Origin of the sequence: Reichenbachiella sp., from assembly GCF_965233835.1 — a bacterium.
Lineage (GTDB): Bacteria > Bacteroidota > Bacteroidia > Cytophagales > Cyclobacteriaceae > Reichenbachiella.
This window is the reverse complement of record NZ_OZ247585.1, coordinates 2,798,615-2,814,249: the sequence shown is the minus strand read 5'-3', so window position 1 is coordinate 2,814,249 and position 15,635 is coordinate 2,798,615. Positions and strand designations below refer to the sequence as shown.

The window sequence follows — 15,635 nt, the reverse complement described above, 5'->3', positions numbered from 1 at the left end:
TCTACCCTACCTTCTCTGACTTATAAGATAAAGGTGTTTGCCCGGTGAATTTTTTAAAGGCCTTATTGAAGGACACTTTATTGTTGAACCCCGCCTGGTAAGCCAATTGAATGATATGCTCTCCCTGGCATTCTGGCTTCAGGAATAACTCTTGAACATACTTAATACGATACTTGTTAACAAAGTCAAAAAAGTTTTGATTGAAGTATTTATTGATGACCAATGACACATTATGCCTGGTTGTATTTGCCTTCAATGCCAATTGATTAAGATTAAGGTCATTGTTTAGAAAAATCTGATCTTCTGCCATCAACGACAGCAACTTTTCTTTCAATTCGATCTCCCCGCGTTCAGTCAAACCTGAATTCTGGTACTTATGTCTGAGCAGAATATTGGAAACAGGTTTTCCGGCCAGCACCTGAGGGTAGATATATCCCAGAAAACTGACACAAAAAATAAAAAAGGACATGGCAAACGAAATCATATAATCCCAGGTCACATTGAAGAAGCTAAGGTTGACCAAAGCATAATACATCACAATGGTCAGGTAATATCCTGAGTAGCTAATCAATAGATAATTGAACCAAGGCTTTAGATAAGAATCTTTGAGACTGGCTTGATAAAAAAGTCGAAAGGAACAGAATAAATAAATACCGAGATACACAACCTTGAGGTATGAATTGAGGCCTATCATTATATAAGGTCTGAAAGCCTCATTTGGCATAAGCCTTCTACCCCCATGAAAGTTGTCGACATAAATCGGCATCAAACAGACCGTAATGAAAATGGGTATCACGAAGTGCAACCAATCACTTTTTTTCAGTTTCCGACCAGTAATAATATTCCGTACATAAAGAAAAAACAAAACACCTGACACCAACAAGAGAGGGTGATACCATCCGTTCAAATAGGGAAACTCTCGATTGTAATTTGTCCAATACAGGACATAGCTAAAAAGAATCACCGAAAATGTAAGTAGCAGAAAACCTAATATTTTGTTGGCTTGAGATTGAGCTCCTTTTAAATTGAAAAGAGCTATAAAAACAAACAAAGCCTGCAATGAGACGAACAAAAAGAGGGAGGTCCAAGTATCGAATGAGGGTTCAGGCAAAACCTCAGCATTTTGACCAAAAGCATTCACATGAAAGGTCATAAATACAACCCACATTCCCACTCTTAAATTCTTTCGTTCTATTTTCATTTTGTCATGTAACTACGACCTTATCACTCAATTTAGGGGTAAATCCGATAAAGATTAACTGAAAGTCTCATAATTCTGATTGTTCATATAGCTTTGTCTCCTTACGCAATTAGCACCTTATGATCGCAGTCATTTCACCAGCAAAAACGCTGGATTTTGAAAACAACATAGAGCAAGAGTCATTTACCACTCCCCGATTTTCTACACAGACCAATCGTCTCATTCGGGAATTAAGACTAAAAAAAGCTGAAGATATTCAGCAACTTATGGGTGTGAGTGAAAACATAGCCAAACTAAACGTAAAACGATACAAAGACTACCGACGGGATCATACGCTGGACAACTCCAAACAAAGTATCCATGCGTTTAAGGGCGATGTATATGTTGGGTTAGATGTTGATCAACTTGATGCTTCAGATATTGAATTTGCGCAAAACCATTTGCGTATTTTATCTGGACTATATGGTCTACTTCGGCCGAAAGATATTATTCAACCCTATCGTTTGGAAATGGGCACGAGTCTTCAAGTTGGTGAGCATTCCACGTTATACAAATATTGGAATGATCAAATTGTAAAATTGGTTCATAAAGATTTAAAAGAACAAGGAGATCAAGTGATTATCAATTTGGCTTCCAATGAGTACTTCAAATCCATGCAGAGAAAAACACTCAAGGCCAACGTCATCAATGTTGAGTTTCTCGATTTGAAGAATGATAAGTACAAGGTAATTTCATTTTTCGCAAAAAAAGCAAGAGGTATGATGGCGAGATATATTATCAAAAATAGAATCAACCACGCCGAACTACTCAAAGGATTTGACTACGAAGGTTATTACTTTGATCCTCAGACATCTACTGAAAGCAACCTGGTGTTTAAAAGGGATCAAGCACCTGCCTAAGCTGAGGGAAAAATTGAGTAAAATCCTCACCTCGCATTTTATCAATTAATGTTAATTGTTTTTTGAGCTTGGGCAGCTTATTACTCCAGTCGTCTAGATTCATATATTCAATCAAAGCTTGGAATTCATCAATCAAGGTACTCTGGGCTCCATGATCCGACAACCATTCTATGTGTTTCCGAATAGACTGAGAAACTATTTGCTTAAGTGCCTCTGGTAGCACCTTTATGTTAAAATAATCTGGTCTTGAAAGCAAATTCAAATACAACGAATCAATCTCGATGAGTTGTTCATTCACAAAAAATTGATGCAGTGCGGGAATTGAGGCTACATTCAACACACTCACTGTCGGTGCCATCTCTAATTCAACGTGAGGAGCTTTTGCTTTGATAGTTTTAACATTGCTTATAAAACCGTCCCAAGACAATCCTTTTCTTATATATTCTCCCTTCACTCCCATGTGATCAATACTCGCTGATACGGTCACACGATCGAAATGCATCCACAAATCGAGAACAGCTCTATGCTTCAGTTTCAGCACACTCAAGTTGCTATTGTATCTCAGGTGAACATTGGTACGGCCTTGCTGAATCAATCCCTCTAACCAATCATAGTGCTCCTTCATCATCAGCGGCTCGCCACCTGCAAAGTAGATTTCTTCGACTTCTATTCCTGCATTCAGCAGTTCATTTACGAACTCAGAACCCTCTTTATTGGCTTCAATAATTGCTTTGTTCCCAAAGTTTTGCTTGAGCAGCTTTGCTTCTTCAAACCAACTCGAACTGGCACCATGCCAGCAAGTTCTACAGCGAAGATTACACAAATTATTAAACCTAATATCAAAATATATTGGTCTGGAGCTAGCCGAATAGCCATCGGTATCAGTTTCATCTACCCAATTTATCCGGTGTTTAAATTTTCCTAGCGTTTCGGTTCTGATGCTACTTTTTCCAACCATTTCTTTGCTAAAACAAGCATGGCATCTTTTATCTCTTTTGCCCTCCATCAAAGACTTTCTAAACTTTCGAATAGGTTCATCTTGCCATATTTCATCTATGGATTGCGAGTTGATATCTCCAAAAACTATATTGGCATTACAGCAAGCTTTGGCTAACCCATCAGTATCCACATGGAGATGCAACCAAGGCATTAGACATAAGTTTTGGTTTGAATTTTGCAAGAACTCGAAATTGATGTTTTAAATTAGTGTTTGTGACCATCGGTCAATCCAAAATTACTATTTAAAGCCATCATGGAAATATTTTTGTTGATACTAAATATCGAGTCATGAATTTTAAGTTTGGCAAGTTCACTTTTTTCCTAGCACTTTTTATTGGTCATACCCTTTTTGCCCAATCTAACGGGGTGGAAAAACCTTCGAATAAAGTTGAAAGTCTCAAGTACAAGTTAAAACTTGGCTGGTTTAGCATTGGAAGCGGTGAGGTCACCATTGACAATGACTCCTACTGGAGAGGGTTTCCTTGCTACAAAGTAGGTGTCTATGCTGAAACACTGGGATTAGGCAATTGGCTCGGAAGCTTAGACGATCATTACACTTCAATAATTGATAAAAAAACGCAAAAACCTATTTACAACGAAAAAAATGTGGTGAGCGGTGATGCTACCTGGGAACAATGGACTAACTACAATTACGATTCAATGACGGTTGATGTCAAGGTGCTGGATTATAAAAGAGAAGACCCTAATCGTGCCTGGAAGGTCAAGTTGGAAGAAAATACGCAGGACATTCTCGGAACTTTTATGTTTTTTAAACACTACAATTGGATAGGCCTTAATGTAGGGGATTCAGTGATGCTCACGACGCACTATGAGAAAAAGCTATATAAAGTGGGTGTTCGTTATATGGGCCAACAAATTATAGAATTTAACGATCGCTACGTAGGTGTTTATTGTTTGCACCTGCTCCTTCCGGAAAATGATAAACTGAAGAAGGACAGACCAGTAGAGATTTATATAAGCTCGGACAAAAATCAATATCCGTTACTGATTCAAACCAAGCTCCCATTTCTGGGAAAAGGTAGAGTCGAACTGGTAGAGCTCAATAATGGTGAACCTATATTCTAGAATGCTAGGAATAAAAAGTAAACATTGACCAACCCTGGTTGTTCAATTGGTTACTTTTTAACACTAACAATACTATCATTTATAAGTTCAATTTTCCATGTTGGTGTTCTTACTAAAAGAGAGTCGCAAGAAAGGTTTATATCATGCTCCATGACAATGCTTCGAAAGGTTAATTTTAATTCTTCTTGTCTATGCCAAGAATTAAATTCTGTGAAAAAGAAAACCAAAAACCCCTCTATTTCACAGTATAAATCAGGGTATGATGGTAACCTGCAATTTGAAAAAGAAGTAATTTCAATATCGAAATAGTCAATAAAGTCAACTCTAGAGTTCTGATGTGAAACAATAATAACTTCACTCAAACTGTCCAGACTGTTTTGCTCAATAAACTCGGTAATTAGAGAGTTTATCTTCAATTCTTTTTTTAAGATAATAGCCTTATTTAGAGAACCTTTTAATAGTTCTTTTGAATCCATTTTCTCAGGAACACATCCAAGACTGATAAGAAGAAAGATTAAAATAATATTATTCATTAATTCAACAGATTATATCACTAAACGGCAAAGTTATGACAATTTAAAAGCCTCAAGGAACTGGGGCTTTTTCTTTGGAGACACTTCAAGTTCTACCTGATTCTCCATGGTAACATACCCTCCCTTACCTTTGGTATATCTGATCACATAGTCGGTATTGATTAAGCTCGATCGATGTATTCTTACGAATTTATTGGCAGGGAGCATGTTTTCAAAGTGCTTAAGTGTCTTCGAAATCAGCAAGGGTTTTATTACATCTTTCAAATGAAATTTAGTAAAGTTATCATCCGCCTCGCAATAGATAATTTGATCTATCGGTACAATTTCAAATCCTTCGAATGTAGGCAACATGATCTTTTTCGGTCGTTCATTTTCATGTTTGATATTGTCTAGTAGCACCTGCACATGAAAGGAATCTTTGCTTTGCTTTCGTTCCTCATGAATTTTTTCAACGGCTTGAACGAGCTCATCAATATCCAACGGTTTGAGCAAATAATAAGCCGCACTCATGTTCAACGCCTGTATGGCATAGTTGTCATATGCGGTCACAAAAACAGTTTCAAAATTGACCTCATCCAATTGCTCAAGTAAGTCGAACCCTGTACCAAATGGCATTTCAATGTCCAGAAAAACCAAATCAGGCTGATACTGCTGGATCGCAGCTAATCCTTCCTGAATGTTTTTGCATTCAGCTTTAAGTTCTACCTGAGGGCAATACTTTGTCAGATAGTTGGACAATATCTGTCGACTGTCCTGTTCGTCATCTACCAATATGGCCTTGAGCTTATCCATGACTCGATGGTGTTAAAATTTCTACTTTAGTCCCAGAACGATCTTCGCTCATATCGGATATTGAGATAGCGTAATTGGTATTATACACTTCGTTGATAATTGAAACCCGTTCTAACGTATTTTTCAGGCCTACTGAATTCTTCTTCTTTTGATTATCTGTTTTCAATTGTTTAGAGGCAAACCTACCTATCCCATCGTCCTCTATGCTAATTTTCACACCCTCACCATTCTGGTAAATATTGACATTAAGATGGCCTTTTTCTTCCTTGTACCTTAAGCCATGCCATATGGCGTTTTCTATGTAGGGTTGGATCAGCATGGGTGGAATTTCTATTTCATCCAGGTCAAGTGATGGGTCAATCTCAAGGGTGTACTCAAACTGATCTCTAAAACGATAGTGCTCAAGTTTCAAATACAAAGCTATCATTTCACGTTCCTCTCTCATGGTAATAAATTCCTTCTGAGAATTGTCTAACACCATGCGCATCAGTTTAGAAAAATCAGCAAGGAATTTATTCGCAGCTCTTTCGTCATTCAACGCAACAAACTGATTCACAGAATTTAAAGCATTGAAAATAAAGTGAGGGTTCATCTGAGAACGCAAAGATTTTAAGGCCAGCAACTGCCCCACTCTTTTAGTCTGCTGTGCCTTTCTATGAATAAAATAGGCTCCAACTACAACCAAAACCAACAAAGTCAAAAGGCCATAAATCATTAGCCGCTGACTCTTCAATTGCTGAACTTGAAGTTCGGAGGTTGTTTCTTCTAAGAGATAGCTCGATTCATCTAAAGCAAGGTCTTTGGTTAACGCCTGAATGTCCTGCTGCTTTCTAAGCAAAGACTCCCTGATACTTGTTCTATCGTTCTGCTCCTTGATAAAACGTTGCAGCGCATTGCTGTGTGCTTTGTAAGCATTCAAGGCCAAACTCCTCAGACCAGATTGATTATAAGCTTCTGCCAAAGCCAAATAAGCATTCGCTTTTTCTTCCGCACTTCCCGTGGAGTCTGCAAGCACAGCTGCCTGCTTCAGCTGTTCAATAGCCTCTGATGTTCTTCCTTGCTCGATCAAGGCCTTACCTATGGCTTGCCGTTGTTTAGTGGCCTCTACGGGTTGGTTAGATGCTGCTTTCTTCAAAGCAATTTTTTCACGCAGGGCTATTTCCTCTTCCTTTTTATCTTGCTCTTGATAGATATCCAACAACTCATCTGCTTCTATATCTTCCATCACTACTTCTGCTAGCTCATAGTCAAGGTCGTCTGATGCAGCAGCCCCTTCTGCTGAGGGTTCGGGTGTCAGCGATTCTTCTGCAGCCTCAAAGTTGTCTTCTTTGGCATAAGCGCGAGCTTTCACAACACGGCCCTTGGATTGCAATTCTCTAGATTGACTGTAGGTGGCCGAAGGCTCCAGTTGGTTTACACGCTCAATGGCTTGAGGTGTTTGGCCTAGTTCAATCTCATTCTCAGCCACATTCAGCTCCACCTCTAACCGCTTGCTTTCTTCGATCTTAGTCTGACCCAGGCGTTCATAAAATTGTTTCGACAATTCGAAATTTTCCAATTCAAAGTTAACTCTACCCAAAGCGTCCAGCGTTGTTCTATAATCATCAGTATCGATATAAGCCTTAGTTAATATCTTATACGCGTCCATGTAGTTTTGATTGGCCAACTCGAGTTCTGTCTGACTCTCATTAATTTTTCCAAGTACGATATAGCACTTGGCTTCATTGAAGGAACTTTTCTGAGTGATGCTTGTCGCCAAAGCTTGCTCTACCAAATCTAAAGCACCGGTCGGATCAGTAACGATCAAAGATTCGGCTTCTTCCAACAAACCGGGCACACTCTGATCTACAGAAATATTGCGCTCCGACAAACTCCTATATCTGGACGCCTTCTTCCTCTTCTCTTGCGCGTTGGAACCACTGACAACTATCAGAAAAAATATTAAAGTTAATATCGTTTTGTAGCTATTCAACCTTCTTGTTTTTTGATTGGGAACCAGACTTCTTCTTCTGAATCTGGGTGATTGTTCATATACTTCTCTCCCAGCAACTCATACTGTGGACGAGAGCCATCGGGTTCATAACCCGAGGTAGGCATCCACTCTCCCAATATATACTGCAAGGTTTGCGGGAACTCACTACTCAGTCCCTTGTGAATAAAAACGGCGTATAGGCCTCCTTCTAAATCCAGCACTTCCATTCCCCTTGGTACTTCATCCTTGCTTTTCACTTCCATTGCTGCCCATTTCACAAAGCATGTATTTTCATCAGCCAGCCTCCAGTCAAAACCAGTTTCGAACTTTTGCAGAGAGTATTTATCCGACGATACAGCACCGACTATTTCGTTTCTTCTAGGCATAAAGGTCCCCCACAATTTCCCGGTTAGACTATTGGTCATATAGGTCATTTCCATAGACATACCTACAAGTATCTTGGCAGAGGATTCAACAATTCGTGGTGTTTGCATAGTTCGGTTTCTTTTCCAACTCCAACAAATTTGCAAACAAAACAAAGGAATAAAAAATGAGTCCGTGCTATGAAATGTTATTATTCCCACACTAACTAACTGAAGACTTTCTTTTACTCAATGAAAGTTGCTCTTCCCTCATTGCTGCTATTTTGTTTCATTCTATCACCAGACTTTTGAACCATCATTTAAACAAAAAAGTCATGAAAAATTCAACCTCAGTATCAGTTAAAGCTATCGCTTTCTTTCTTATAACAGTTTTCACTATTGGGTGCTTTTCCCCTACCACTCAGGCCAAACCAGAACCAGACAATCAAAAAATCATGCTGGCTTTATTGCTGGATACCAGTAATAGTATGGACGGTCTTATCGATCAAGCCAAATCTCAACTATGGACCATAGTGAATGAACTGGCTGCTGCTAAATGTGGTAACGGAGCCAGACCTGAAATTCAAATTGCTCTATTTGAATATGGAAATGATGGTCTACCTCAAGCAGAGGGTTATATGAGAATGGTCACTGACCTAACCACTGATTTGGATGAAATATCAGAGCGACTGTTTGGCTTATCCACCAACGGAGGAGATGAATATTGTGGCTACGCTATCAACAAATCTATTAAAAAATTGAACTGGTCAGAATCAAAGGCTGATTTAAAAATGATATTCATCGCAGGCAACGAGCCTTTTAGTCAAGGTAACGTCACCTATGAATCAGCTTGCCAATTGGCCAAAGAAAAAGACATTGTGGTGAACACTATCTTTTGTGGGGATTACAACGAAGGTATTCGTACATCATGGAGACATGGAGCTACACTTACTGGTGGATCCTACATGAGCATCGAGCAAAATCAAAAAACTGTATATGTTCGAACTCCATACGACGACAAAATAGATCAACTGAACAATGAGCTAAACAAGACCTACATTTATTACGGCTCAAAGGGCAAAAGCAAAAAGGAAATGCAAATGAGACAGGATCAAAATGCAGAATCATACAGCCAGGCCAACAAGGTAAAACGTGCCATTTCCAAAAGCTCACATGCCTACAAAAATTCGAGTTGGGATTTGGTGGATGCTTATGAAGACAATGAAGAAGTACTAGAATCTGTGGAGGAAGAATATCTTCCAGAACCCATGAAAGAAATGGATACTGACGAAAGAAAAGCTTACGTGAAAAAGGTAACTAACGAAAGGGAATCAATAAAAAAAGAAATTCAAAAACTTAGTACTAAGCGCAAGCAATACATCGTAGACAATAAACCTACAGCAGCACCAGAGAATACGTTGGATCAGGCCATGGTGAATGCAGTCAAAGATTTAGGGAAGTCTAAGCAATTGATTTTTGAGTGAAAAATAACCTTAGCTACTATGATTTAAACTTCATAGTAGCTTTAATTTCCTACATAGAAGTTAATGGATAAGGTTTTTTATTCATTGAAATGTATAAAGTGTATGCCTCTGTTCGTTTTTAACATTTCACATATCAAAAATAAATTCTATCTCATCTCTTCAGTTCTAATTGTTACTATTCAGAGTACTTATTGTCAAAGTCAATTAGAAAACTATCTAACTCTAAATGGATATTCAGTCGATAAAAACGTTATCAAAAGAGACATAAACTATTTTCTGGACACACGGTTCAATGCTGATAATGTTTTTTGGCACCAGGGAGATGTTACTTTACCCAATGGACAATCTTTTGATTCTCTCAAACTAAAATTCAACACCATAAAAAATGCTTTGTATGTTAATACTGGAGTAAAACATTACAGATTCAGCACTACAGCACTTACTTCGTTTAAAATCCATTTTAACGGTCAAATACGATATTTTGAAAATGGATATGGAATTCAAAAAACATATCAAGTAGTTGCCAAATCAAGGTTGAATATCAAAGAACTCACGGAATATTTGATGGAGTTCAATTCACTATCGGAAATAGTGATTGATCAACTTTCCATGAATAGCAAAACTAATGAGCAAAGCTTGAGTATTGATATCTCAACTTTTGGAGAAGATATCTTAACTGAATTTAAACAACACCTTAATAATAACTCCGACATATACGAGGTAGATGTCATTTCAGAATTGGCAGATCAAAACGAGCGAACTTTTTTCGAAGTTTTACACAAAACATCGGAAGTTTATCTACTCAAATTGAATACAAAAAAGAACTTAAGCAGCGGGACCGTTTCTCTGGTCAACCAAAGCAATCAAGTACTTGTGGATGATGAAATGTACTTTTTATCAGGCAGCAGCAAAAAATTAGTCCCAATTAGCCTGAATAAAACTTCCGTTCAAAGTGCCTTGCTTAAACTTGGGATTCCAGTCGCAAAAGAATTTTTGACAGTAAGAAATGAAAGAAAACTAATTGACAGCCTCATCGAGATACAGTCAAATAATGCAAAATAGAATGTCTCAATAGTGTCTAAACAGCATCCTTCTTTCATATCAAAACATACTTAGCCGCTATTCTAACAAACACATCAATTTAATCTAGCTTTGTCGCATGATAGAAATCGGTAAATACAATTCTCTAAGCATTGCCAGATTAGTTCCTCCCGGCGCCATTCTAATCGATGAAGAGGAAAACGAGGTACTACTTCCAAACAAGTATGTTCCAGAAAATGCTCAGGAAGAAGATGAACTTAACGTGTTTGTGTATACCGATTCAGAAGACAGAATTGTAGCTACTACGCTCATACCTAAAGTGATACGAAATGAATTCGCTTGTCTCGAGGTGAAGGACGTAAACAATATCGGTGCGTTTATGGATATGGGACTAGAAAAGGATTTGCTTATTCCGTTTAGCGAGCAACAAAAGAACATGCGACCAGGCCAATGGCATATGGTGTATGTTTACCTCGATCAAATTACCAAAAGGCTCGCGGGCAGCGCCAAGATTCATTATTACATTGAATCGGAGAATATTGAACTAGAAAACAATGAAGAAGTAGACCTGATTATTGGCGAAACTACTCCATTGGGTACCGCCGTCATTATCAACAATAAATACCAAGGGCTCATCTACGAAAATGAAGTTTTTCAGGAGCTATTGAAAGGTGATAAAATGAAAGGTTTTGTCAAAGAAATCAGAGAGGACGGGAAAATAGATATCAGCTTGAGAAAAACCGGCATGGAACAACTGGAAGACGGTGCATCAAAAATCTTGGAACGGCTCAAGCTCAACAACGGCAAGCTCAACATTCATGACAAGAGTGCACCTGAAGAGATACAAATGATACTGCAAATGAGCAAAAAGAACTTCAAACGTTCTCTAGGTATCTTGTACAAGAAAAAGATGGTCAAACTCAACCCTGACAGTATAGAACTCCTTACATAAAAAAGTCCTCTCAATCTACTGAGAAGACCTTCTTGAACTTAAAATGTAACTCTAGCGATTGACAAAATCGCTCAAATGCTTCAATACTTGATTTCCATGAGCACTGGGTAGCGTATAACGATCACCCTCGTCCAATATAAGCTGACTTACAACGCCACGTTTGCTCAGTTCAAATTTAGCTTGTTTTCCGATCGATACGCCAGACTCATCCTCAATACCGTAGATAATCAAAGTAGGCATCTGATGTTTCGACATTTTCTCGTACCAATCACTATCAAATCTACCCCATTCCTCACTTGATACTGTAGTCAAGGAAACAAATAGATCCTTGGTCACATAAGTCTGTGCAGGGATACAGCCCTCTTCAAATCCAAGTATATGAAACTTATCATTTTCAATACGATAGGTTTTGTTGATCATTTTAAGAAAATCTAGTAATCCATGATGCGCTGGGTGACTAATCCAACCTCGGTTTTGATCCTTGGGAGATGTAGGTACAATGACAATATAATCTTCCATCGTAGCTTCATTCCAAAATTCATTGGCCATTGACAAAGTCTTTTCCTTATTGTATCGATAGGTACTAAATGAGAGTACTGCAGGATAGGTCTTGTTTGGATCAAATTCTTTGGGTAACAATACAGTATATTCGATTTGCAGTTTATTGAAAGTGTTAAACGTTTTCCATTCTGCAGGATTTGTAGCCTGTACACATTCACAACGTGACAGTACAAACAAAAGTGATATCAGAATTCTAGCCATAACATATTTTTTAATGATGCAGCTAAGGTAGACGTGTACACGCTTGACTAAAACAAATACGTGACCGACTGTTGAATTAGTGATCAGCAGTGTGTTCTGCAATATGCTTTTTAAAAGACCTCGAAGAGTTTAGCTCCATACCACTTTGCAGGGTAAATTTGAATTCATTATTTCCTTGATAACTCTGCTTCTTAATCCAGTGCTTGTTGAGAATATACGCCCGATGAATACGCATAAAATGCTTGGGATCAAGCTCAGACTCTAAAATATTCATCGCAATCCTGTATAGATAGTCTCTTTTTTCTGTGGCTAATTTCACATAGTTACCCTGCGCTTCCATATAGCTGATATCCTCAACATTCACTTCATTTTCGAACCCTTTTTCCTTTACCAAAAATGACCTACGAAACTTACCCTTAGAATCTTCAAAAGTTTTGAGTAGAGATTTCATTTGACTCGCCAGGAGACTGGATTGATCAGAAGCTATTCGATCCCTAACCAAATCCAATGTATCGCTGAGCCGGTCTTCATCAAAAGGTTTTAGTAGGTAGTCTAACGCATGCACGTCGAAAGCCTTGAGTGCATATTGATCATAGGCGGTGGTAAACACAATGTGCGGTACTTTCTCCAAATTGTTGATCACTCCAAATCCATCCAAATCGGGCATTTGAATATCTAAAAACACCAAATCTGGAGTTTTAGCCTGGATCGTTTCTACGCCCAATTTGCCATTTTTTGCCTCTGCAACTACTTCAAAGTCTGTATGCTCATCCAGCAACTTTTTCAATCTCTCACGAGCCAAAAACTCATCATCTACAATCACACATCTAATCATACCATTAAGGGAATTCTAATTTCAGATTTAAATTGCTGGTTATCCACTTTCCTAAATTCACAGAAGTAATTTTCCAGATAATCCTGTTCTAATCTTTTCTTGACGTTTTGAAGACCAATACCAAAACCCGCTGGACCACTTGAGTTTAAACCCTCCTCATTAAAATTATTTACCACTAACTTCAACCAAGGTTCAGGTGAGCCATTTTGATATGTCACTGCAGAAACACATACATTACTTTTTCCCGCACTTTTGGCCACACCATGTTTAATACAGTTTTCCACCAGTGGTTGAAGAATCAAACTTGGCACTTTACAATTTGTCAGATTCTCATCTATATCAAAGTCTACCTCCATCCTATCCTGAAACCTGATTTGCTCGAGTTCTAGATAATTTCGTATAAAATCGATTTCCTGCCTGAGTGTAACAAACTCAACCTCATCGTGTGCCAGCATACTTCTGAGTAAGTCGCCCACTTTCGTAATCATTCGCTGTGCTTTTTTCACATCAATATCAATCATAGATGAAATAGAGTGAAGTGTATTAAAAATGAAATGTGGATGCAACTGCATTTTTAGCGCGTCGAGTTGTGCCTTTGCCAAATCACGTTCCTTGTTGGCAAGTTTCTTTTGATAATCGAGCGCCATAAACAGCCCAATAATAACGACTCCTTCTATCAAGCTGGTGAATGAGCCCGTGACAAGATCGGATCTATTGTTATTACCAAAAAAATCACGCATATAACCAATCTGTAGATAATAACTAAAGTTGTACAACCACAGTGACAAGGCATTTTGCAAGAATGTGATAACAATTACGAAAGTGATATAAATGAATGAGCGTAGGTCAAAAACTCTTTTAAGGGAGGAAATTTTTCTTCCAATATATAGTAAAAGTGGGCTTATCAAACCCCATATAATATTACTGATAATAAGCTTGGTAGTGATCGGGACCCAGCTAAATTCGAAGTCGAATCCACTGGTCAGATGATAGGCGTATTGTTGAAAGACTTGAAAAACAGTAAGAAAGGCTACCAACAACAACAGTGTAGTCAAAGAGATGGGCAATCTCCCAAAATAGGCTCTAATTCTGTTTTGATTTCGCATTTTAGCAATCATTGAAGCACTAAAGATACGATAAGACGGAATTCAAGATACCGCAAGTGTGACAATTTGCATAAAAAGTGATGACAAGCTCCTAATGCTTGTCATCACTTTTTAATTAAGCTTCTTTGGGTAGCTCTTCTACTTCTTCAGAAACTGCATCCGTATTTTCTTCCTTAGATTCTTTTAACGTGATTTCTAAATTGTATTGCTTATCCATGGCAAACTCATAAGTAGCTCCTTGAGACAAGTCCATAGCCGTCATCGACTGATCTAATACAGCGAACAAGCTTTTGGCCACCATAGAAGTTTTCACCTCTTTGCTTGGGCGACCATTAGACAGTTCCATAGTAAATGAATGCCCACCTTTTTCTTTAGGGTTAATATCATGGAATTCGTGCTTTTGAAATTTATACTGTTGTGGTTTATCAGCAGCATCTTTCATTAACTTCAGTACCATAGGACGGTACTTATTCCACAGATATGAATATTTAAGATTGTCTAACACATGATTTTCCATGCCAAATTGATTTTTTTAATTAGTTAATAAGTTAAAATTTCTCAAGACCTATTGAGAATGAGCTGCTAAAGTCAGGTGATGGTGAATAAAATTTCTATCAAACAGAAGTGAATGGGCAAATCCCAGTGGGAAGTCAATATCGCTGTAATTCAGAAAATACCACTTCTAGTTCAGTTCGAGTTTTACTCAATTTAGCAGCTAACCGATCTAGCATATTTTCTCTCTCCCCTGGTTCAAACAAAAAATCCTCATCTCTCAAAATAGGAAACCATCTTTTCAGGATAATTTTCTGTTCTCGCCAACTCCTTACAATATTCATGTCTGCAAGTTATACAATTCTCACTGTGTAAGCCAATATATAGGCCATAGGCTTCCTTAGAATCAAATATTTGAAACAAAATATTGCTTATCCTTGTTTATCCATACCGTTGGTCCTTATATTTCGTGTTAACTTTAATTATAATTGCAATCAGTACAACTCAACATTAACTATGTCTAAAAAGTCTGTTCTTTTCTTGATCATTTTCCTAAGTATTTATGCTTGCAGTAAGAAAACTTCAGACCCTTCGGCACATCCTGAAGATAAGCACACGAGTGAACTGACTTACATAGACATTTACAACCTCGCCTTAGCTGCTGAAAACGGAGGAGGCATGGATTTCCACGGTGATTCATTTGGTAGTGACGCAACTGACGATTTGAGTATTTATGCTAATGGTAGTTGCGGAAAAGAGGAATGTGGCATTTCATTGGTAATGGAAAACAAAAACGCTGAAAAGGCTATTTCAGCTGTGATAAAGGCAAAGTTCAAGTTACCTGGCAATGACATCAATGAAATGACAAGAATGTATCAACTTCAACCAGGACAGGCATTATCCATTGGATGCTCTCATATTTGCCATCAAGAAAATTCTTATATGATTCAAAGAGAAATTGTTTCAGCCGGATATTCAGAGTTAGACAATTCATCACAAAAGATGAACGAAGACTCAACCACAACTACTTCAAGCTAATAATCTACTAGCATACATTTCAAAAAGAATAATTGCAGTCAATTAGGGTTAAAAGATTTTTTTTGCAAATATTCGCTATAC

At 38.0% G+C, this 15,635-nt stretch carries 17 protein-coding genes; 6 read left to right on the top strand and 11 right to left on the bottom strand.

The features are described from left to right. Position 1: 1 nt before the first annotated feature. Complete coding sequence (locus tag ACO6S2_RS11920) at positions 2-1,201, bottom strand: helix-turn-helix domain-containing protein (protein ID WP_422358778.1); 1,200 nt, start codon at positions 1,199-1,201, stop codon at positions 2-4. A 119-nt stretch (positions 1,202-1,320) separates the two neighbouring features. Between ACO6S2_RS11920 and yaaA the strand changes: the two genes are divergently transcribed. Next, positions 1,321-2,100 carry a peroxide stress protein YaaA gene (gene yaaA, locus ACO6S2_RS11915; RefSeq protein WP_422358777.1) on the top strand — a complete coding sequence of 260 codons (780 nt, stop codon included), beginning with the start codon at positions 1,321-1,323 and terminating at the stop codon, positions 2,098-2,100. Here the strand turns inward: yaaA and ACO6S2_RS11910 are convergent. Next, a complete protein-coding gene (locus ACO6S2_RS11910; RefSeq protein ID WP_422358776.1) occupies positions 2,075-3,250 on the bottom strand; it encodes a twitch domain-containing radical SAM protein in 1,176 nt (391 codons plus the stop codon). The two genes, yaaA and ACO6S2_RS11910, sit on opposite strands and share 26 nt — an antisense overlap. A gap of 137 nt (positions 3,251-3,387) precedes the next feature. On the opposite strand from ACO6S2_RS11910, the gene ACO6S2_RS11905 reads away from it, so the two are divergent. Further along, the gene (locus ACO6S2_RS11905; protein ID WP_422358775.1) at positions 3,388-4,185 is read left to right on the top strand and encodes a DUF3108 domain-containing protein; all 798 of its coding nucleotides are present in this window, start codon (positions 3,388-3,390) and stop codon (positions 4,183-4,185) included. A 50-nt stretch (positions 4,186-4,235) separates the two neighbouring features. Here the strand turns inward: ACO6S2_RS11905 and ACO6S2_RS11900 are convergent, their stop codons facing one another. From ACO6S2_RS11900 to ACO6S2_RS11885, 4 genes are read right to left on the bottom strand one after another with little or no spacing between them, the layout of a single operon-like run. Next, positions 4,236-4,718, bottom strand: coding sequence for a hypothetical protein (locus tag ACO6S2_RS11900; protein WP_422358774.1), 483 nt, complete (start codon positions 4,716-4,718; stop codon positions 4,236-4,238). A 33-nt stretch (positions 4,719-4,751) separates the two neighbouring features. Continuing rightward, on the bottom strand, positions 4,752-5,510 hold the full coding sequence (locus ACO6S2_RS11895; RefSeq protein WP_422358773.1) for a LytR/AlgR family response regulator transcription factor: 759 nt from the start codon (positions 5,508-5,510) through the stop codon (positions 4,752-4,754). Then, complete coding sequence (locus tag ACO6S2_RS11890) at positions 5,503-7,482, bottom strand: histidine kinase (RefSeq protein WP_422358772.1); 1,980 nt, start codon at positions 7,480-7,482, stop codon at positions 5,503-5,505. Before ACO6S2_RS11890 ends, ACO6S2_RS11895 begins: the two co-directional genes overlap by 8 nt. After that, positions 7,479-7,976: a GyrI-like domain-containing protein gene (locus ACO6S2_RS11885; RefSeq protein WP_422358771.1), complete on the bottom strand. Its 498-nt coding sequence runs from the start codon at positions 7,974-7,976 to the stop codon at positions 7,479-7,481. The genes ACO6S2_RS11890 and ACO6S2_RS11885 overlap by 4 nt, the downstream gene beginning before the upstream one ends. A gap of 203 nt (positions 7,977-8,179) precedes the next feature. Here ACO6S2_RS11885 and ACO6S2_RS11880 point away from each other — a divergent pair, with 203 nt between their 5' ends. From ACO6S2_RS11880 to ACO6S2_RS11870, 3 genes are all read left to right on the top strand, one after another. Continuing rightward, entirely contained in the window at positions 8,180-9,328 is a 1,149-nt protein-coding gene (locus ACO6S2_RS11880) for a vWA domain-containing protein (RefSeq protein ID WP_422358770.1), read from the top strand. Positions 9,329-9,430: 102 nt separating this feature from the next. Further along, a complete protein-coding gene (locus ACO6S2_RS11875) occupies positions 9,431-10,390 on the top strand; it encodes a hypothetical protein (RefSeq protein WP_422358769.1) in 960 nt (319 codons plus the stop codon). Between the two features lie 97 nt (positions 10,391-10,487). Further along, positions 10,488-11,321: a S1 RNA-binding domain-containing protein gene (locus tag ACO6S2_RS11870; protein ID WP_422358768.1), complete on the top strand. Its 834-nt coding sequence runs from the start codon at positions 10,488-10,490 to the stop codon at positions 11,319-11,321. Positions 11,322-11,372: 51 nt separating this feature from the next. Here ACO6S2_RS11870 and ACO6S2_RS11865 read toward each other — a convergent pair whose 3' ends face one another. From ACO6S2_RS11865 to ACO6S2_RS11845, 5 genes are all read right to left on the bottom strand, one after another. After that, complete coding sequence (locus ACO6S2_RS11865) at positions 11,373-12,083, bottom strand: hypothetical protein (RefSeq protein ID WP_422358767.1); 711 nt, start codon at positions 12,081-12,083, stop codon at positions 11,373-11,375. A 76-nt stretch (positions 12,084-12,159) separates the two neighbouring features. Beyond that, positions 12,160-12,918: a LytR/AlgR family response regulator transcription factor gene (locus ACO6S2_RS11860; protein WP_422358766.1), complete on the bottom strand. Its 759-nt coding sequence runs from the start codon at positions 12,916-12,918 to the stop codon at positions 12,160-12,162. Continuing rightward, positions 12,915-14,024: a sensor histidine kinase gene (locus tag ACO6S2_RS11855; protein ID WP_422358765.1), complete on the bottom strand. Its 1,110-nt coding sequence runs from the start codon at positions 14,022-14,024 to the stop codon at positions 12,915-12,917. The genes ACO6S2_RS11860 and ACO6S2_RS11855 overlap by 4 nt, the downstream gene beginning before the upstream one ends. A 115-nt stretch (positions 14,025-14,139) precedes the next feature. Further along, on the bottom strand, positions 14,140-14,541 hold the full coding sequence (locus ACO6S2_RS11850) for a hypothetical protein (RefSeq protein ID WP_422358764.1): 402 nt from the start codon (positions 14,539-14,541) through the stop codon (positions 14,140-14,142). A gap of 133 nt (positions 14,542-14,674) precedes the next feature. Beyond that, positions 14,675-14,860 carry a hypothetical protein gene (locus ACO6S2_RS11845; RefSeq protein WP_422358763.1) on the bottom strand — a complete coding sequence of 62 codons (186 nt, stop codon included), beginning with the start codon at positions 14,858-14,860 and terminating at the stop codon, positions 14,675-14,677. Positions 14,861-15,032: 172 nt separating this feature from the next. Between ACO6S2_RS11845 and ACO6S2_RS11840 the strand changes: the two genes are divergently transcribed. Continuing rightward, on the top strand, positions 15,033-15,554 hold the full coding sequence (locus ACO6S2_RS11840) for a hypothetical protein (protein WP_422358762.1): 522 nt from the start codon (positions 15,033-15,035) through the stop codon (positions 15,552-15,554). Positions 15,555-15,635 lie beyond the last annotated feature (81 nt).